The following is a 19,889-nucleotide window of genomic DNA, read 5'->3' as shown; positions in this document are numbered from 1 at the left end:
CAGCATCCTGTAATGCTCGCCTACGTCCTACCCGGAGAACGCCATGTCTAGTAAAAACAGCAAGCCGGCTACCACTAACAGCAAAAAGGTGTCGTCGATAAAACCCAAGTTTCTTGACACCCCGCGGATTCCAGGGATGTCCCCAGCGTTTAAAGGCTATGACGGTGGTATCGCGCAGTGGTTGTTGGCCGGAGGATTGACCGTTGCAGTGGATAAAAACTGGTCGGCCAAGCCCAAGGATAAGATCCAAGTGCTGTCCATTGCCGGAGGGGTGAAGGTCCTTGCCGAGAAAACCCTGTTGCCTGGAGAAGAACAGCGAAACAGTTTTTCATTCGCTATCTCGGACAATGACCTGCCTGAGGGCGATGTGATACTGCAGTACAAGGTGCTGTATGAGGGCGGACCGGATAATGATGCCTCCTATCCACTGACATTAATGGTCAAGAGAAGCATGCCGGCGGGCCGCGACATGGATGAGATGGAATCAGGTCATTCTGCCCTCAACTTCACGCTGTCTGACTTAGAGATCCGAGAAATACAGGCCGGTCGAGGTGTCACTATTACCTTTGATCCTTACCCGAACATGCATGAGTTGGATGTGATTGAGGCCCAATTCGGCAACTATTTTCCGCCGCGTCAGCAAGTGACGGGGGTAGGCCTGCGGACCGAGATAAAACTCAACCGCGATCAAATTGTCGCCGTCGGAAACGGCACTAACCGTTTAGTGAGTTTTCAAGTCGTCGACGCAGTGCGCAACGTGTCCACTCCCCGCTCAAGAAATATTCCGGTGCTGGTGGATATTGGTACCGCGAATTTGGAAGCACCTATCTTCGTGCAACAGCAGTTCCCCGGTGTCATCGATCTTGAATCACTCGCCGGCGAGGACCTGCATATGCAGCTTTTCACCTACCCGTGGGAGGGGCCTGTAGGACACACGTATTTTGCCACTTACCGGGGTTACCCCAAGTTGGGGGGCGTGGTGCTGCACGAGGAATACGTTCCGATTACAGCGGCTGGCAGGCCCCATGACTTCCATATACCTAATGACAAAGTGCGAGCCTGCGCCGGCGGCAAGGTCGAGGTCAGCTTTATCTTGCTCAAAGGGCTCGACAGGGTGGGTTACTCGAAGTTTGCCTCTGCAGCGGTGCAGGATGCCCTTGTCCGGCTACAGCCGCCGATGTTCTTGCGCTACCCCTCTCATGTGGTCAACCCAATTCCCGTCAATGGCGCCGCCGTGGAGATCCCGTGGTACGCCTGGCGCCAACCCACCGACAAGCTTATGTTGATCATGCGTTATGAGGTGCCGGGCAGCCACGACCTTATCATTTACGATGACCCCTTCACGGTCGGCCAGGTGCCCGAGGGGGTGCCGATCAGACGCCTGATTCCGTATGACGGGCTGTTGAAATTCAATGGCACGACGCCGGACCTTTACTACGTTTATGAATCCGCAAACATTCTGGCCAGCAGCAGGGACCTGAACGAATCGATACGTCAGCCAGTGCAGATTGGGGCGCCGGTAGTTAAGTAAAAACTGCTGCCCTCCCGAAAACCTTGCCCTGGAGATAGAGCAATGACCGGCAAAACGATAAAAGAGACAGGCACCCCCCTCGAAGACTACGATCTGGGCCCAGTCTTGATCAGCGGTATAACGCCTCCCGTCGAAGGGGATACCGAGTCCGACGGTGCCCTCGGCGCGCGACACGTCGAACATGACCTGGAGGTGCTGCTCCTGGGGTTTCCCGATCAGGTATTGGACACCGAGATCTACCTGATCTGGAACAACCCTCATGCGCCCGTGGACTATCTCATCATCCAACCGGAGAACCAGGGCAATCGGTTTTTCAGCTTGATGGTGGATAAGGAACAGATCCTGCCGGAATGGGCCGAAGTCTATTGCCTCATCAGGCGCCCCAGCGGCAACACGTCCAAAACCAAGCCGCTCAAGCTCAGGGTAAAACGCAACCGCCCTGGCGATCCCGACCAGCACTCTGAAAGCGGTCATCGAGGCCTGGTATTTTACCTGCCGCCCGACCTGGAAGCCGGTAGCCACGTAGACATGGCGAGGGCGGAACGGGGTGTGACGCTTGAAATTCAGCCCTGGGAATATATGGCTGAGTGGGATACCTGCCGTATTGCGTGGGGCTCAAAGATTGTCGAAAAAGTGGTGACGGCCAGTGAAGTGGGGCGTGAATTTGAGATGACGATATCCCTTGAGGATATCCTCGAAAACCCCCACTACGTGAACATGCCGGTGGCCATGCAGATCAGGGATGTGGGCGGTAACTACCCTGCTGATCCCAATTCAGCCTCGAATTGGTCGGAGAAGAAGCGCGTCGAGGTCAACCTCGGCTTGTTACGCCCGCGCCCACCCTTCCTGGAGCAGGCCGGGGAGGACGTGAACCTTGACGAGTTGGGAGCCGCAGACCAGACAGTCCAGGTGTTTGTCGATAACGATTTTTTTGAGCGGGGCGATACAATCGCGTTTGAGTGGGAGGGGCGCGATGTTCAAAATGTGCCCTTTTTCCACTCGGAGGAAAGATCTGTCGTACTGACCAATGTTATCGAAGAGTTCGACATCCCGAATGAATGGGTGCGTGCGGTCGCGATGGGTACGGTGATCATGTACTACAGCCTTTACAAGCACCGGGACGACAAATGGCTGCCATCGAGAAAAGTGCGTGTCACGGTTACAGGTAACGTTCCCGAATGGCCTGCACCGTGCATTGTCGAAGCCCCCGGTGGAGAGCTGGAGCCAACGTCCATTGCCACGATGAAGTTCAACGTACAGGATGGCTGGACCACCGCAACCAAACTGCGCATTGTGTGGGCAGCCCATTCGGTTAACTTTACAGAAGAGTTTTATCTAGATCCTTTTCCGGTTGACCGAGTAGTTTCGTTTACCGTGCCGAACGATCAAGTCAGACGTTTCAACACGTTGCCTGTCGAAGTGTATTACGAGCGTATCGACCTAAAGCCCGAGCGTCAGTCGCAACGCTTACCGATTCACGTTGGCGAGCCGGCCAGAACATTACCTGCCGTGGAAGTGGAACAAGCATGGGGTAACTACTTGGATCCCAATGATGTTGACGGCCATGTGAACGTAATTATTCCACTTACCGATAGCCTGGAGAATGACCTTGTAACGTTGGATTGGGAGGGCAGTGTCACGAGCACATCAGTGCCCGTCACGGTGACCAAGGAGCAGGAAGGCGCGACGCTGGTCATTCCCGTCCCGCGCAATTTTGTCATTGATAATTTGAATGAGTCAGTGAGGATCAAATATAACTTGGTCAGGGCCAATGTCCCTAGACGCTTTTCGCCAATTAGCGTGCTATACATTCGCGAGGGGCGTGACCATATTACTGACTTTCACAATGCTAACATTAATGGGTGGAGATATGGCCCCGCGCTGAGTGATCCTCGTGACAAGGCGTTCAGAGTCTACGGCAGTTACACGGTCTTCCATAACTATACTTATGCTCAAAATAACAAAGCCGGTGTAATTTTCAGTCAGGTTTTTAGCAATTTGCATATCGGACAACGGTATCAATTCAGTATAAAGATCAGAAGATTTGATGGGCGGTTTTCAGTTCCAATTTATTCGTTGAGCACTTCACAGGGGGCGGTGACATCTGAAACTTCGATTACAGATTTGAGAAACTTTCAGACACTCATTGGCAATGTGACTGCCAACAGTACAGAACTCACGCTTTACATTAACTCTCATGTTGCAACGCCCGATGGCAACGACACTGAAATGGGTGAGATTCGTTTCAGACTTATTTAACAAGTACAAAACTGTCTTTGTAGAACCCTAACAGGTATTTTAGAAAGGAGTCACACTCATGTCCCCGGCCATTCCCGCTAATCCCCAGCCCGTTGCTGAGCTGGGTGAACTTCACATTCCAGGACTACACCCAGCAGCACCTGGCAATACCGAGATTGACGGTAATCTGGGACTCAGAAATATCGAAACACCGCAGCTTGTCTACGTTAAGAAAGGGGCCCATACATATCCCGGACAGCTGTTCGAACTGTTTAGCAACGACCAAGTAATTCCAATTGCTCACACCTTTGTCATGCCCGCTGACGTCCAGAGTGAATGGCTGCCGATTCTCCTGCCCGAGGGCAGTATCAAGCCTAAATGGCTAGACCCGCTCGTATGCCGTATCAACCATACCGGCGTATCAACCCACCCTCTGCGCTTGCGGGTCAATCTCGATATACCGGCAGGCAATGATCCGGATCCCGGTAAACCGGGACACCAAGGGCTGGTTATTTACCTGCCTGACGATGTGCTGGTTAACGGTGTCAGCGAAGAGCGAGCCCGCGAAGGGATCGAAATCACGCTCATGCCTTACCTTCACATGGCGGAAGGTGACTGCATCCGGCTGTGCTGGGGGGATCAGCAGATCACTTATTCCGTGAGCGTCACAGACCTCGGCCGCGAGATACACCTTGTGGTGCCTTACGCGAAAATCATGGCCGCCCGCGACGCCATAGGGCTGAACGTGCGGCTGCAAGTACGTGGGCCAACGGGTAACTTTACCGAGCCCGCCGCACGTTGGTCGGCGCCCAGCGAAGTGCTTGTGTATGCCCAGCGGGACATTTTGAGAGAGCCTTTTACAGAGGTTGACCCGCAAACCGGGGTAATTGATCTGGATAAGTTGCAGGGCAAACCGCTGATCGCTTCTGTGTTTGCCTCACCCGATTATTTCGAGCGACAAGACACCTTGGAGTTCTTTTTCACGGCAACCAACGCCCAAGGGGAGCTATCCACCCATAGTAAAAAACAAACAGTGGACAGGACCAACCGTATTTTTGACTTCGAGGTCCCCTATGCATTTATGGCGAACCTGATCCATGGCCACGCCAAACTCCATTACGTACTGCACAAATACGTCCAGCCAATGGAGATGTATTCGCAAGCAGCCTATGTGAGTATCGAAGGCGCGGATGTGGAGTGGCCTGCGCCGTACCTGAACGAGGCTATGCCCTTTGCCGACACACGAGCTACCGAAGTCGACATCTATGTCTACGTGCCTTATCAAGCCGCCTGGAGACCGCAAGACCTGATCACCCTGGTCTGGGTATTACCTGACCCTGAAGGCACCGTGGAATACCGCTCTAGCTGTAATGCCGGCGCACGCCCTGAGCACGGCGCCATTGAGTTCGTACTACCGGCAGAACAGACCAAGCGGTTCGTGGGCCGCCCTTCACAGATGTACTACGAAGCCAACAACAGTGAGGGGGTCTCGCTGGGGGTCTCAGCGCGCAAGCCCCTGCAAGTAGGTGAGCGGTGGGCCACCATGGCGGCCCCCGTCGTCGACAAGGTCATCGGGCATCAACTCGACCCGGACCTGATAGGTGACGGTGTCTGGGTGACTATCCCTTCCCCACCAGTAGGCCGGGAGGTTCGCTTGCACTGGTACGGCCCGAGTAACCGCGTTGAAATGCTCAAGTACATAGAAACCCCTGGCGATGTACGGATCAAAGTACCCGCCCACTATGTGCTGGAAGACCTCAACCGCCTCGTAAAAGTCTATTGGCAAGTCAGCTTGAACGGGACTGCGCACCGCTATTCCAAAGTCGTCACACTGCGGATTGCGCGTCGCGGCATAGATGGCGGTGAAAACAGTTAGCAGGTGTGATCATCACGCTCAACGCTGAAGTGTGTACCTCGATTGGCAACGCTCTCTCAACCGTGGAGAACTTCATAATGCCTCGTGCTTCTGAAAAAAAAGCTGGCGGTTCAACTACGGGTGACCAACCTGAGTTGTTTATCCAGAATCTGGGCAGGCCTATCGCTGAAGATACTGTGCCGGATGCGTGCATTGGCCTGAGGCACGTCGAATATGACCTCACCCCCCAACTTTTTCGATCCCCTCAGCAAACGTTCGCGCTGGACACCGTGCTGTATCTGTACTGGAACGGCCCGACACCGGAGGATTACCTGATCATCGACGACAGCAACGTGAATGACCTGGTTTATCTCCTTACGATGCGAAAAGAGAGCATTCTGCCGGCAATGGCCAAGGTGTATTGCACGGTGGAAGAGCCTGCTGCCGACCCCGTCGACTCCAATAGCCTCATATTGCGGATCAAACTCAACCGCCCCGGTGAACGCGACCCGAATTCGGACGTTCCCGGACATCAAGGACTGGTAGTTTTTTTACCTGAGGATATCGAAGCGGGTGCCGTGGTCGATCGTGAGAGGGCTATATCGGGGGTCATTCTGGAGGTCCAGCCTTACGAGAATATGGAAGTGTATGACACGTGCCGATTTGCCTGGGGCAAAGAACTCTTCACCCATGTGGTCACCCGCGAGGAGGTTAACAGGGGCTTCCAGATCACGGTTCCCACCCAGGTCATCCTCGATGCCGGCAGCGACCCTTACCTGAAAATGGCGATGCAAGTCATCGACGCCGTTGGCAATTATCCAATCTATGACCCTGAGTCGGACGCCAATTGGTCGCCGACCCAGACGGTGGCGGTTGACCTTGGCACCCGACCACTGGAGGCGCCTTTTATTGAACAACCAGGCGAGATCGTTGACTTGAAAAAGCTGGGCGATAAGCCGCAGAAGGTCCTGCTGTTTCTTCACCCCGAGGTCTTCGGTAAAGGTGATCGCGTACTTCTGGACTGGGCGGGTCGAGACGCGGAGAACATCCCGGTGCCCTACCGCGAGGAGAAAGTGGTCGAACGCACCAATAGCTTCATGGCATTCAATATCCCCAATGAAAGGCTCAAGGCGCTGGGAGGTGGTATTTCGTTCTTGTCTTGTAGCCTGCAAAAGGCGAGAACCGATGACTGGCGGGTTTCGAAGAAGGTTCGACTGAACATACGCGGTGCCGCCAGCCCATGGCGTGCGCCTCAGGTTCTGGAGGCCTCGGCAGGCTATCTGGACCCCACTCTCGCCCAGGTTACAGTGTCCATGATAGCGCCCGATGGATGGGATGCTTCGGTCCCAATACGCCTGGTGTGGGTAGGCCGCTCGACGATCTACACCCAGGAATACACGCTGCTCACCCTCCCTGAGGATCGTATCCTGGTGTTCAGGATCGAAGGTAAGCAGATCAGGCGTTTTAATCACCAACTCACCGAGCTGTACTACGAACGTGCCGATCATGCCTCTGGCCGTGCGTCGCAACGTTTGCGATTACAGGTCGGTGAGCCGCTCGGACGATTGCCAAAGGCGCGAGTTGAAGGCTCGACGGTTGAGCACCAAGTGAGCGTCGTACTGCCGTTCACCGAAACAGTGCCCGGCGATATCCTGACCTTGCAATGGATGAGCAGCCACGTCAGGACCTCGGTGCCCACAACATTGACTCCAGAAACAGCCGGCCTGGCACTGTCTATTCCGATTTCAGTGAAAAACCTCAAGCATGGCGAGATCGTGAAGGTGTTCTACAGCCTTAGCCGTAGCGGCCAACCCACTCGGTATTCTGAGCTGCTGGTATGGATAAAGGGCCAATAAAGACGAGTGTCAATGCGCGGGCGTCCACCAGCGCGGCAACAACTGCCGCACCCGCTGCTCCCCAAACCGATCATCAATCAACATCACCACCCCCCGATCCTGTTGGCTGCGAATCACCCTCCCCGCCGCCTGCACGACTTTTTGAATACCCGGGTACAGATACGTGTAGTCGTACCCCGCGCCAAAAATTGCGCCCATGCGCTGTTTCATCTGCTCGTTCACCGGGTTGAGCTGGGGCAGGCCCAGGGTGGCGATAAACGCGCCGATCAAGCGCGCGCCGGGCAAGTCAATGCCTTCGCCGAACGCTCCGCCCAGTACCGCAAAGCCGATGCCCTGGCTGTGTGGGGTGAACTGGTCGAGAAAGGCTTGGCGCTCGGCCTCGGCCATACCTCGGGATTGCAGCCACAGCGCAATCTGTGGGTGTCGCTCAGCCAGTAGCTGCGCGACCTGTTGCAGGTAATCGAAGCTGGAGAAAAACGCCAGATAGTTACCCGGTTGCGCGGCGAACTGCTGGGCGATCAATGCCACGATGGGTTCCAGCGATGCCTGGCGATGCACGAACCGCGTGGAGATCCGCTCAACGATGCTCACCTGCAACTGCTCGGCCTTGAACGGTGATTCAACGTCGACCCAGGCGGTGTCCGCTGGCAGGCCCAGCAAATCGGCGTAATAGTGCCGTGGGCTCAAGGTCGCGGAAAACAACACGCTGCTGCGCGCAGCGGTCAGCCTGGGCCGGATGAACTCGGCCGGTACCACGTTGCGCAGGCACAGGGTCGAGCTGCTGCGCTTGGCGGTGAACGAGCGCTTAGTGATATCGAAAATAAAGTGCTCGTTAAACAGCTCCGCCACTTTGGCCCATTGCAGCGCGTCGAAGTAGAAGGCTTGCAGGTCACCGTTGAGGGCATCGGGGTGATCGTTGAAGTAATCGCCCATGGCGCTGGTGCACAGGCTCAGGGCCTGGAGCAGTTTGTCGGGTTTGGCGGCGTAGGCCTGATAAGGCGCCAGTTGATCCTTGTGCAACGCGTTCCACTCACGGTTGAGGCGCTGCAAGGGTTTTTTCAGCGCCTCGGGTGCACTGTCACGAACGGTCTTGAGGCTGTATTGATCCAGGCTGGCGCTGTACATCGAGCGGGCTCGCTCGACCAGGTTGTGGGCTTCATCCACCAGCACCGAGACCTGCCATTGGTTGAGCTGGGCGAGGCCGAACAGCATCGCGCCAAAGTCGAAGTAATAGTTGTAGTCGGCGACGATCAGGTCGCTCCAGCGCGCCATTTCCTGGCTCAAATAGTACGGGCAAACCTGATGAGCCAGCGCCACGTTGCGCAGGCTGCGTTGATCGAGCAGGCGCACCTGGGACGCGGCCTGGCGGGCGGCAGGCAGGCGGTCGTAAAAGCCCTTGGCCAACGGGCAGGAGTCACCGTGGCAGGCTTTGTCCAGGTGTTCGCACGCCTTGTCCCGGGCCACCAGTTCAAGCACACGCAGTGACAGCTCGGGGCTGCTGTCGTACAACACCTGCGCAGCATCCAGGGCCAGCTTGCGCCCGGGCGTCTTGGCGGTGAGGAAGAACACCTTGTCCAGTTGCTGCGGCGCCAAGGCCTTGAGCTGCGGGAAGATAGTGCCGATGGTCTTGCCAATGCCGGTGGGCGCCTGGGCCATCAGGCACCGGCCGGTACTCACCGCTTTGTAGACCGACTCGGCCAAGGTGCGCTGCCCGGAACGGAAGTCGGCATGGGGGAATGCCAGGCTCTGCGCGCCAGCGTTGCGTGCCGCGCGATGCTGCATTTCTTGCCGGGCCCAGTCCAGGAACAGCGCGCATTGTTGGTTGAAGAACTGCTCAAGGCCTGGCGCATCGAATCGCTGGTTGAGCACGGTTTCGCCTTCGCCGACGATATCGAAGTACACCAGCGCCAGGTCGATCTCACTGAGCCCGAGCTTCTGGCACATCAGCCAGCCATACACTTTGACCTGGGCCCAGTGCAGCTGCCGATGGTTGGCGGGTTGGGCAGCGAGGTCGCCGCGGTAGGTCTTCACCTCTTCGAGGCGGTTGCTGTCCGGGTCATAGCCGTCCGCCCTGCCCCGTACTTTGAGTTGCTGGTACTCGCCTTCAAGCGCCACTTCATTCTGGTAGTGCGCATTGCGCCGTGACGCTACCGTGCGATGGCCGACGATGCCTTCCTGGGCGCTGGGCGACGGCGTAAAGCGCAGGTCGAGGTCACCGACCTTGGCCGTGAACTCACACAACGCCCGCACGGCCACGCTGTAACTCAAGCGGGTTGCTCCGCCCAGCGCACGTAGCAGACAGTGACTGGCATCTGGTGCTCGCCGCAGAATTGCAGCCAACGCAACTGGTTGTCTTGCAGGCGGTCGCCGGGGCCTTTGACCTCGATCATGCGATAGGTATTTTGTGCGGGCCAGAACTGGATAAGGTCCGGCATCCCGGCACGGTTGGCACGGATATCCTGCAACAGGCGCGCAAACCAATGGCGCAAGTGTTCGGCGGGCAGGCAGGCCAGGGCTTGCTCCAGCAGTTCTTCGTTGAGCAGGTTCCAGAACACAAAAGGCGACTGAATGCCCCATTTCTCTACATAGTGTTGGCGGATGCTAGCCTTGTAGCGACCATCCTCCAGTTGTGCAAAGCACGCGGCAAACAAGGCTTCTCGGCGTTGATAAAAGTCCTCGCTGTGCAAGTCCGCCGGCCCGCGCTGGAACGGGTGGAAGAACGCCCCCGGCAGCGGGGCGAAAATCGCCTCCCAGCACAGCAAGCCGAACAGCGAATTGATCAGGCCATTCTCGACGTAATGCACGGGCGCATCCGGTTCGCTCAGGTGCGCCAGCACACTGGATTCCACCGACAGCAGCGGTTCCTGCATCAGTGCCAGGTCCAGGCGCGCCACCGCTTGGGGCTTGGCCCTGGGCAGCGCCGGCCCGCCAAGTTTGCGCCGCAGGCGCGGCACTACCCTTAGCAGCTGTTGGTGTTCGGCGGCGCTGTGTGGGGCCTGTTGTGCCTCGGTCGCCAGGGACATGGCTTGGGCGTAATCCTCCTGGCGCTCCAGTACGCGAATCAGCCGCGCCCGGGCACCGGGGTGCGTGCAACCGCGGTAAATCTGTTCGGCCAGCGCCAGTTCGGCGCAGCGTTCGCAATACTGGCCGATCTGGAACAACAGCTTGGCGCGGCGCTTTTCCAGCCAGGGGTTGTCGGTACACAACGTGGCGACCTGCGCCAACACCGTATCCAGCGCTTCACCGGCTTCAAAGGCTTGCTGGCACTGGTTCAGGAACAGGAACCCATGCACGTCGTCCCGGCTGCGTAACCCACGCGACTCGGCGCAGAACTCGACTTTTTCATAGGTGTAGATGCCCAGGTCTGCCAGCACGAATTCCGACCAGTCCTGGTGCAGATTGCCGAAGAACATCAGGCGCAGGCGATCACACAACTCCATTACCGTCAGGCTGTAGAGCGCGTCGTCCACGTCGGGGCACCACTGGGCAAAGCTGCGCGGCTCGGTAAATTGCGCGGCCAAGGGTTCAAGCCAGTCGGCCTTGTTACCCTTGGGTTGGTCGATACAAGGCTTGAAGGCACCGAGCAATTCACTCTTTTGCAGCAGCGCGAACAGGGTGGCAAACGGCAGCGGGCTTTGATCCTCCACCCATCCCAGCTCACGCAATGGCCCCGCCGCCGCATGGGGGCAACCGATTTCCTGGTAATGGAGTTTAGTGGCGCGAAAATGCACGCCCTTGCGCATCACCATGCGCACCAACAACGCCTGGGAGGCCTGGGGCAACCTGTCAAATTGCTGAATGAATTGCTGTTCGTGCGCATTGAGCAAATCGGCGTAGCGTTGCCCCAACCAAACCAGCACTTGGCGGAAGTTATGCAGGTAATACAAGGGGTCTTCGAGGGGGTTGGCCATGGTGCAATGCAATCAAATACTGGTTATGCATACAGAGTGCCGGGGCAAAGCCGTTGTTGCAATCAGTAATAGATAAATGGCGCCTGCAACTTTTTGCAAAAAAACAATCTGATGAGTGGGTTGATCGCGTAATATTTATGGCCCCGCAAGCAGACGCTGCGGGACTTTTCAGGGTTAAAGGTAAGGGTTATGAACATGAAGAATTTGGGTCTGCCACTGGTTGCACTCACTTTTCTGGTATTGGCCGGTTGCTCCACGCAAACCGTGGTGACCTTGCAGAACGGCACGCAGTATTTGACCAAGGACACGCCCAACGCCAAGACCGCCGACGGCTTCTACGAGTTCACCGATATTGCCGGCAAGCGTATTCGTATCAAGGCCGATGATGTGGCCACGGTGCGTAAGGAAAAATGATCATCTAGCAAAACCCATCAAATGTGGGAGCTGGCTTGCCTGCGATAGCGATTTTTCAGTCACCGCATGGCTGTCTCGACCGCCGCCATCGCAGGCAAGCCAGCTCCCACACCGAATGCGTTAGCTGATGACTATCCCCTCCCCCGACAGACTGCTCACACCCACCAGCGTCACCGAATCCGTCCCAAAGCCAATGACTGTATCCCCGCCCACCACCTTGACGTGATCGCGGTAATCGGTGCTGCCCGCCACGTCGTTGAACACCAGCTTGTCCGTCGCCTGGTAGCCAATCACCCGGTCATTGCCAAACTGCCCGCTGAACAAAAACGTGTTGTGCCCGCTGCTGTCACGGATGGTGTCATTGCCCTTGCCACCTTCTATAAAGTCCGCGCCCCTGCCGCCTTTGATCAAGTCGTCGCCGTCGCTGCCGATGATGAAGGTATTGCCCTTGTGCGCCTCGGCATTGCGGTTGAGGTCTTGCACCCAGGTGGTGGCCCGTGCCGGGTCGGACAGGTTGGCGACGATAACCGTGGAGTCGCGGGTCATCTGTTCGTAGAACCCCGAGTCGAGGATACGGGTCATGCCGTCACCGTAACCGGTGGGCAAGTGCGAAACCCAAGTGGGCAGGTTGAGGATGGAAAACGGCAGCACGTTCCACAGGGATGAGGCGTAGTGATCGTTGAAACTGACAATGTTGTCAGTGCTCGATTCGTGGGCCTTGTCGTGCACGCCCAGGGACGACAGGTTGAATGACGAGCCATCCAGGGCTCGGAATACTGGATCGTTTTCATAACCGACGTTAAGCACCTTGTCGCCGGCGCTCTGGGTCGGCGATGCGTAGGCCACGTAATTGGCGTCTTTATAGAACCCCGACCAAGTACTGTCGCTCAAGTCGGCCATGCTGTTGACCGCCATGCCGCCCAGGCTGTGGCCGCTGACCACTACGTCATTGCCGCCCAGGCCCTGGGCAGTGGCGTAGTCCGCCACGTTCTTGAGCAACCCGCCAAAAGCCTCCCCCGCGTAGTTCTTGGCATAATCCTTGGGCCCGAAGGCGGCGAGCAGGTCGTTGATCACATCGCCGATGGAGTCGGTGATCACACTTTCCCGAGGCCCTGAAGTGCCGCGGAAACTGATGCCGATTTCCAGCAGCTTGCCAGCGTCATCGTACTTGCCCAGCACCTCGGCCTGCGCCGTGCCGTAGCCGAATTTTTCGCCAAAGTAGGTGCCGCGTGCATCGACCTTGCCGCTATAGCCCAGGGTACTGGCGCTGATGGGCGTCCAGCCGGCTGCTTGCACCGCCTCAAGGGCGGCTTTTTCCGAGTCGGGGTTCCAGGGGATCCCGGGGATGACCCCTTGGGCATTGCTGCCGCCAATCAGCGCGCTGACCAGGGTGGCCGGTAACCCCAGCCCGAGGCCATTGTTCTGGTAGCCGACGGCAAAGCCGTTATCCAGGTTGTGGTAGGAATACAGCGTGATCGCCATGGCATCGGCGAACAACGCCTTGGAGTCCTCGGTACCGAGGTTTTTATAGTCAAAGATACCCATTGGTAGTGCCTCTCTGTTGTTGGATTTGTAGAGAAAGCCAAAACACCTGTTATCCGTTACCACCTGTAGGAGCGAGCTTGCGTGGCGAGGGAGCTTGCTCCCGCTGGGCTGCGCAGCGGCCCCAAAAACTTGCGGGCGCTGCGCACCCGAGCGGGAGCAAGCTCCCTCGCCACAACCAACTGCACCTGGCCTTTAGAACGCCCAATCCAGGCTCAAGCCGACACCGTGCACCTTCTCCTTGCTGGCCAGCAGGCCGTTGTAATCGAAGTTCACCCGCGCATCCTTGCTCAATGCCAGGCTGACCCGTGCCCCGACCAACGCCGCATCGCGCACCATCGGCGCACTTTCCACCGTGAACGAAGGGCCGCCCGAGGCAAACGCCAGGTGCTGCTCCGAATCGGTGCTGCTCAGGTTGTGCTGCCAGCCCAGGGTGCCGGAGACTTCCAGTTGCTGATGGTCGTTGATATTGAGGGTCTTCAAGGCCCGCATACCCAGGGTGCTGAGCACCAGGTCACGGCTGTCGTCGCCACTTCTCAGCGCGGCGGCGTCGCCCTTCTCTTTGAAGCTGTCAGTTGCCAGGTGCACGTAGGCCAGGTTGGCGAACGGCTCCAGGGCCAGTGGTTGCAGGTTGATGCGGTACGCCGCTTCCGTGAACACCTGGGTACTGTGGGCATCGACCTTGGCTTTTTGCTTGCCGCTGACATCGCCGTATTGCAGGTCGCGTTTGACATCGGCGCGGTGCCAGCTGTAGGTCGCGCCGCCACTCAGGCGCCAGGCGCCGATTTCATGCCCGGCATAGGCGCCGAAATGGTAGCTGTCGACCGAGGCGCGGCTGTGGGTGCCGCTGCCCATGTTCAACGACGTGTCGCTGTAACCGGCCACCAGGCCAATGCGTGTGGCCTCATCGACGGCGCCGTCCACACCGGCGAGCATGCCGCCGATAGAGGTGGTGTAGCCCGCCGTGTCGTTGCGGCTGTCGGTCTTGCCCCATGCGCCCAATGCCTTGACCCACACGTTGCCACGGCTGTCGATGGCTTGGCTGGTAGCGCCCATCTCGCCATTGCGCAGACGCTCGCCCACCGCTTCGCGTACGTAGCGGCTGTCATTGACGAGTGCGGTTTCCAGCGCTGGGTAGACTTCCCCACTCAGTTGCTGAAACGCGCCCTGGGCCGAAGCGGCCGTGGGTGCCAGCAGCAGGCTTTCATACACACCGTTGCCCGCGCCCAATTGCTCGACGGCTGCGGCCACGGCGCGCTGGTTCGGCGTGGCGGCCACACTGGCGAAGCTGTTGGTGCGTGCCACATCCAGCTGCACGCCGTTGGCGGCATAGTTCAAGGTACCGCCGACAAACAGGTAGTTGGGAACCACTGCCGCGAAGCTGCCGGTGACGCCACCTGCCGCTTGCAGGATGTTGTATTGGCGGCCGATCAGACTTTGGGCCTGGGGCGCGCTCAACAAGGTCGGGCTGTTTTCCAGGGCCAGGGTCACGGTGCCGCCGTTGAGGGTGGCCGTGCCGCCCGCGACGATACGATCGCTGCTGGTGGGCGACAGTTCTACCGCATAGGTCGAGCCCGGTTCAAAGTTGACGTTGCCCGCCACGTTCAAGGTGCCAATGGAATTGCCCGGTGCCACAGTACCGCCGCTTTTCGCGCTCAGCGAACCGATACGCCCCGAACCACCGACCACGCCGCTCTGGCTCACAGTGACGTCGGAGGTGACCGAACCGTTGATCGCCAGCAAGCCCTGGTTGACCAGCGTCGGCCCGCTGTAGGTGTTGGCGCCGGTGAGCACCAAGGTACCGATGCCCTGCTTGGTCAGGCCGCCATGGCCCGAGATGTCGTTGCTCCACACATCCCGCCCGCAGTGCAAGTCATCGCACACACGCTGGGTGGGTTTGCCGGCATCCACCACCGCGCCGACGCCCGGCAGGTCCGCCACGAACTGGCCGCTGCCGTAGGCGCCGTCGATACGGAACTCGGCCGGGATATCCTCGGCGGTGATAAACATCCCTGGGCCGTTGACCGCCTTGCCCAGGTTGATCATGCCCCAGCCATAGAGGGAGTCGATGCCCGGCGCGCCGAGGTCGGTGGCGGTGGTCTTGAGCACGGTGGAGATCTGGTCGCCGCTCATGTACTGGAAGCGTTCCATCAGCACCGCTGCGCTGCCGGCTACGTGAGGCGCGGCCATGGATGTGCCGTTGAAGTTGGCGTAGTCGTTGGTGAGGTTGTCCAGGTTGGTGCCGTTGATGATCGAGCTGTAGATCTTGGTGCCGGGCGCCGATACGCAAAAGCTTGCCGCATAGCCACAGCGCGACGAGAAGGTGCTGATCACATAGGGGTTGGCACTTGCGGTGTCCGGGTTTTGCTGCAACGCGGCCACCGACAGCCAGTTCGGGGCAATCTCCGGCACAAAGTACGCCAGTCCGGAAATGGCATCCGGGTTGTTACGGTTGTAGTCATTACCCGCGGCGAAGATGGTCAGCACACCGCTGCGGGCCGCATCGATGGCGCCTTGATAAGCCCCCCCTGCGATTGTGCCGAGGATCGGTCGAATGGTATTGAATTGCGCCTGGGCTTCGTTGACGGTGAAATTGGGAAACGCCGGATCGCGCCCGCCCTTGGCGTACTGATCACCGATGCCAATACCCCAGCTGTTGTTGATGATGCGAGCGCCGCTGGCAACCAGCGCATCCCAACCGGCTTTGTACACCGCGCCATCGTTGCCCAGGATAATTCCGTCTTCCGGGCCCGGGTCACCGTTTTCGGCACTGATGATTTGCGCATTGAACGCCACGCCATGCATCGGCCCGCCATCGCGGTTACCCGCAGCAATCCCGCCGACATGCGTGCCGTGGTTGCCCAGCTTGCCATTGGAGCCCAGGGACGGAGTGCCGTCGTAACGGAAAGCATCTCCGGCCTTCACCGGGATATACGGGTCGGTGTATTGGCGGATGCCCTCGGTGACAATGGTCACCACTTTGTTGGGGCTGGCGAATTCCGGATGTGGCGCATACACCGGCTGGTCGAAGATCCCCAGCTTGACGCCCTTGCCGGTATAGCCGGCCGCATAGGCGGTGTCGGCGTGCACGGCACCCAGGCCCCAGTCGGCCTTGAACTCATTGCTGCGCCAGCTGGCGGCGTCGCCCAGTTTGCCGGTTTCCACATAGGGTGCAGCCTGGGCGGTCCCCAGGCTTGCCAGGCAACACAGCAACGCGCCGTATGGCACGCAGCTCAGCGCCTTGAGCGGATAGCCCGGGCCTGTGTGGATGGCGGTAGTTAACCCTGACTTGCGTTTTTTCACGGTGACCTTCCTTAGTTTTCTTATTGCACGTGTGTAAATCACTTTCTCCAGAACACCGCCGCTGATCGTTCCCACGCTCCGCGTGGGAATGCGGCCCCGGACGCTCTGCGTCCCAAAGCGTGACGCGGAGCGTCACAAGAGGCGTTACCACGCGGAGCGTGGGAACGATCAGCGGAGCGTGGGAACGATCAGGTTCGCGGTGTCTTCAGAACTGCCAGTTCAGGCTCAAGCCCACGCCCTGGGTTTTCGCGCGCCCACCCAGTTGGCCGTTGTAATCCAGGTTGACCCGTGTCGATGCATTCAGCGCCAGGCTGGCCTGCACGCCCACCAGGGCGGCATCGCGCAGCAACGGTGCACTGCGCACCGCAAATGAAGGCCCGCCTGCGACAAACGCCAGGTGCTCTTCGGACTCCACCGCCGTCAGGCTGTGTTGCCAGCCCAACGAACCGGACAGGTCCAGTTGCTGGTGGTCATTGAGGGCCAGGGTTTTCAGGGCACGCACGCCAAGGGTGCTGAGCACTGCATCACGCCGGTCGCTGCCGCGTTCCAGGGCAGCGGCGTCGCCTTTTTCGTGGAAGGACTCGCTGTTCAGATGCACATAGGCCAGGTTGGCGAACGGCTCCAGGGCCACCGCTTGCAGGCGGATGCGGTACGCGGCTTCGGAGAAGACTTGCGCCGTGGTCGCGTCCAGCTTGGTTTTTTGCTTGCCGCTGACATCACCCCATTGCAGGTCGCGCTTCACGTCGCCGCGATGCCAGCTGTAGGCACCGCCGACGCTCAGGCGCCAGTCACCCAGCTCGCGCCCGGCGTACGCGCCAAAGTGGTAGCTGTCGATGGACGCCGATGAATGGGTACCGCTGCCCATATTCAGCGAGCTGTCGCTGTAGCCGGCGACCACACCCACGCGGGTCTGCTCATCCAGCGCGCCATCCACGCCGGCCAACAAGCCACCGATGGAGGTGGTGGAACCCGCCGTTTCAGTGCGGCTGTCGGTCTTGCCCCAGGCGCCCAGCGCCTTGAGCCACAGGTTGCTTTCACCTGTCACTGGCACATGGCGCAGGCGCTCGCCCACGGCATTACGCAGTTGCAGGCTGTCGTTGATCAGCATCGCACCCACGGCGGGGTAGATTTCCCCGGACAGTTGCTGCAAACCCTGCTGGGCGGTGGCGGCTGACTGCGACTGCAGCAGGCTTTCATACACTGGGTTGCCAGCGCCCAATTGCTCGGCCGCCGCCGCAACGTTGCGCTGGTTGCGGGTGGCGCCGACGCTGGCGAAGCTGGCGCCATTGCGCCCAACATTCAGTTGCACGGCATTGGCGGCGTAGTCGAGGGTGCCACCGAGGAACAGGTAGTTGGGCAGCACTTGCCCGAACTGGCCCTGGATACCGCCCGCCGCCTCGAGAATCGAGTACTGCCGGCCAATCAGGCTTTGGGCCTGGCTCTGGCTGAGCAAGGTCGGGCTGTTTTCCAGCGCCAGCGTGACCGTGCCGCCGCCCAGAACCGCCTGGCCGCCGGCAACAATGCGGTCACTGCTGGTGGGCGTCAGCTCCACGGCATAGGTAGAGCCGGCGCCGAGGTTTACGTCCCCTGCCACTTGCAAGGTGCCCACGGAATTGCCCGGGGCCACACGGCCGCCGTTGTTTACAGACAACGCGGCAATACGCCCGGAACCGCCGAGGGTGCCGCTGTCATTCACCGTCACTGCCGAAGCCAGCGAGCCATTGACGGCCAGCAGACCGCCGTTGACGAGGGTCGCGCCGCGATAGGTGCTGTCGCCGCTGAGCACCAGGCTACCGGCACCGGCCTTGACCAGGCTGCCCTCGTACACGCGGTTGGCGGCGGCCTGGTCGCGGGCGTTGCCGATGGCGTAGTCGGTCTGGTCCTGCTGGCTGGCAGTCGCGCCGACGCCGTTTTGCCAGCCCTTGTCGATCAGGGTTTGCTGCCAGGCAGTGTGTTCGGCGCGGTCCTCGGCCTGGCGCTGAAGCAGCGCCTGGTCGGAGATGCCATTGCTCCACACATCGCCCTGCCCGGCGGCCAGGTTCACCTCCATAGGCCCGAGCAATTGCCCAGGGCCATGCATCGCCCGGCCCAGGTCAGGCACACCCCAGCCGACAATCGCATTGGGCGCCTGGGTGATCGAGCCGTCGAGCTGCGTGGCGGTGGTCAGCAGCACCTGCAAGGCTTGCTCGTTGGTCATGTAGGGATAACGTTCCATCACCAGCGCCAACGCGCCGGTGGCATGGGGCGCTGCCATCGAGGTGCCGGACTTGACCCCATAACCCCCGTCAGGAATGGTGCTGTTGATCAGCGCGCCGGGGGTAGAAATACACCAGTACTTGGCGACGCCGCATTTGTTGTATTTCTGGTTATTGGCCTTATCCAACCCGGACACGGCAAGCCAGTGGCCTTCCAGTTCCGGCTGGAAATACGGCAAGGCCGAGCGCACGCTCGCGTTGGCATAGCCGCTGTTGCCGGCGCTGAACACATTGATCACGCCAGCCTTGGCCACGTCCGCTGCCGCGTCCAGCCAGGTGCCACGGTTGTAATGCTGGGCGTACGCCGCGTGCATGTTGTCCAGGGTCTGGTAGCTGACGTCCTTTGGCTGGCTGCCCCAGCTGTTGTTGATGGCGCGCACGCCGGAGTCCACCAAAGCGGTGTACACGGTCTTGAAGTATTTGGGGTCAGGGGTGGGGCCGAACAGGAAGCTGTCGTTGGCGTTGGTGTTGCCCACAAAAACTTGCGCGTTGTAGGCCACGCCATGCATGCCCACGCCGTCGCGGGCGGCGCCCATGGTGCCGGTGACGTGGGTGCCGTGGGAATCATTGTTCGGGTTGAGCGCGCCCGTGGTGGTGAAGGCGCTGCCATCGACATAGGTGCCAGTGGCAGTGACCGGGTGGAAACGGTCTTTGGAGGCTTCGGGGTGATTGGCATCGAACCCTGAGTCCAGCGCGCCGATTTTCACGCCTTGGCCGCTGATCCCGGCGGCGTAGGCTTCATCGGCTTTCATGCGGCCCAGGCCCCAGTCGCTCTGGTACTCGGCCGAGCGCCAACTGGCGGGGTTACCCGGCTGGCCGGTCTCGGTGTATTGCGCCTGTGCCGCAACGGACAGCAAGAGCAAGGAACCTGCGGTGAAGGGTTTGAAACGCGGTGAATCGGTGATCATGTGCACACTCCCTATTATTGTTATTCCCTGCCCTGTGGCGAGGGAGCTTGCTCCCGCTGGAGTGCGAAGCGCTCCC

General features: G+C 59.4%; 10 protein-coding genes. 5 read left to right on the top strand and 5 right to left on the bottom strand.

From position 1 onward, the window contains the following. The first annotated feature begins 43 nt into the window (after positions 1–43). The 4 genes from AC1RAC_RS00115 (at position 44) to AC1RAC_RS00100 (ending at position 7,480) form a co-directional block, all read left to right on the top strand. Positions 44–1,531: a hypothetical protein gene (locus tag AC1RAC_RS00115; protein ID WP_314543691.1), complete on the top strand. Its 1,488-nt coding sequence runs from the start codon at positions 44–46 to the stop codon at positions 1,529–1,531. Between the two features lie 42 nt (positions 1,532–1,573). Continuing rightward, positions 1,574–3,790 (top strand): hypothetical protein, encoded by a 2,217-nt coding sequence (locus tag AC1RAC_RS00110; RefSeq protein WP_492615974.1) that lies wholly within the window; start codon positions 1,574–1,576, stop codon positions 3,788–3,790. Positions 3,791–3,848: 58 nt separating this feature from the next. Continuing rightward, the gene (locus AC1RAC_RS00105) at positions 3,849–5,645 is read left to right on the top strand and encodes a hypothetical protein (RefSeq protein WP_492615973.1); all 1,797 of its coding nucleotides are present in this window, start codon (positions 3,849–3,851) and stop codon (positions 5,643–5,645) included. Positions 5,646–5,722: 77 nt separating this feature from the next. Further along, positions 5,723–7,480, top strand: coding sequence for a hypothetical protein (locus tag AC1RAC_RS00100; protein WP_492615972.1), 1,758 nt, complete (start codon positions 5,723–5,725; stop codon positions 7,478–7,480). A gap of 9 nt (positions 7,481–7,489) precedes the next feature. On the opposite strand, the gene AC1RAC_RS00095 is transcribed toward AC1RAC_RS00100, so the two are convergent. Beyond that, positions 7,490–9,748, bottom strand: a complete 2,259-nt coding sequence (locus tag AC1RAC_RS00095; protein WP_492615971.1) for an ATP-dependent DNA helicase — start codon at positions 9,746–9,748, stop codon at positions 7,490–7,492. Then, positions 9,745–11,391, bottom strand: coding sequence for a VRR-NUC domain-containing protein (locus AC1RAC_RS00090; protein WP_492615970.1), 1,647 nt, complete (start codon positions 11,389–11,391; stop codon positions 9,745–9,747). The genes AC1RAC_RS00095 and AC1RAC_RS00090 overlap by 4 nt, the downstream gene beginning before the upstream one ends. Positions 11,392–11,580: 189 nt before the next feature. Between AC1RAC_RS00090 and AC1RAC_RS00085 the strand changes: the two genes are divergently transcribed. Then, on the top strand, positions 11,581–11,805 hold the full coding sequence (locus AC1RAC_RS00085; RefSeq protein ID WP_003191162.1) for a YgdI/YgdR family lipoprotein: 225 nt from the start codon (positions 11,581–11,583) through the stop codon (positions 11,803–11,805). A 120-nt stretch (positions 11,806–11,925) separates the two neighbouring features. Here AC1RAC_RS00085 and AC1RAC_RS00080 read toward each other — a convergent pair whose 3' ends face one another. The 3 genes from AC1RAC_RS00080 to eprS all read right to left on the bottom strand — a co-directional run bounded on the left by AC1RAC_RS00080 (position 11,926) and on the right by eprS (position 19,813). After that, the gene (locus AC1RAC_RS00080) at positions 11,926–13,350 is read right to left on the bottom strand and encodes a polyurethane esterase (protein WP_054898112.1); all 1,425 of its coding nucleotides are present in this window, start codon (positions 13,348–13,350) and stop codon (positions 11,926–11,928) included. A 192-nt stretch (positions 13,351–13,542) separates the two neighbouring features. Continuing rightward, positions 13,543–16,650 (bottom strand): autotransporter serine protease, encoded by a 3,108-nt coding sequence (locus AC1RAC_RS00075; protein WP_054898111.1) that lies wholly within the window; start codon positions 16,648–16,650, stop codon positions 13,543–13,545. A gap of 205 nt (positions 16,651–16,855) precedes the next feature. Beyond that, entirely contained in the window at positions 16,856–19,813 is a 2,958-nt protein-coding gene (gene eprS, locus AC1RAC_RS00070; RefSeq protein WP_492615969.1) for an autotransporter serine peptidase EprS, read from the bottom strand. Positions 19,814–19,889 lie beyond the last annotated feature (76 nt).

Source organism: Pseudomonas sp. GW823-FHT02F05 (assembly GCF_058797315.1).
Note: the sequence above shows the minus strand (reverse complement) of the source record. Positions and strands in the feature narration are given on the sequence as shown.

Excerpts from the sequence above, each read along its gene's own strand:
- AC1RAC_RS00110 (WP_492615974.1), top strand. The coding sequence starts at position 1,574 with ATGACCGGCAAAACGATAAAAGAGACAGGCACCCCCCTCGAAGACTAC.
- AC1RAC_RS00100 (WP_492615972.1), top strand. The coding sequence starts at position 5,723 with ATGCCTCGTGCTTCTGAAAAAAAAGCTGGCGGTTCAACTACGGGTGAC.
- AC1RAC_RS00080 (WP_054898112.1), bottom strand. The coding sequence starts at position 13,350 with ATGGGTATCTTTGACTATAAAAACCTCGGTACCGAGGACTCCAAGGCG.
- AC1RAC_RS00115 (WP_314543691.1), top strand. The coding sequence starts at position 44 with ATGTCTAGTAAAAACAGCAAGCCGGCTACCACTAACAGCAAAAAGGTG.
- AC1RAC_RS00090 (WP_492615970.1), bottom strand. The coding sequence starts at position 11,391 with ATGGCCAACCCCCTCGAAGACCCCTTGTATTACCTGCATAACTTCCGC.
- AC1RAC_RS00085 (WP_003191162.1), top strand. The coding sequence starts at position 11,581 with ATGAACATGAAGAATTTGGGTCTGCCACTGGTTGCACTCACTTTTCTG.
- eprS (WP_492615969.1), bottom strand. The coding sequence starts at position 19,813 with ATGATCACCGATTCACCGCGTTTCAAACCCTTCACCGCAGGTTCCTTG.
- AC1RAC_RS00105 (WP_492615973.1), top strand. The coding sequence starts at position 3,849 with ATGTCCCCGGCCATTCCCGCTAATCCCCAGCCCGTTGCTGAGCTGGGT.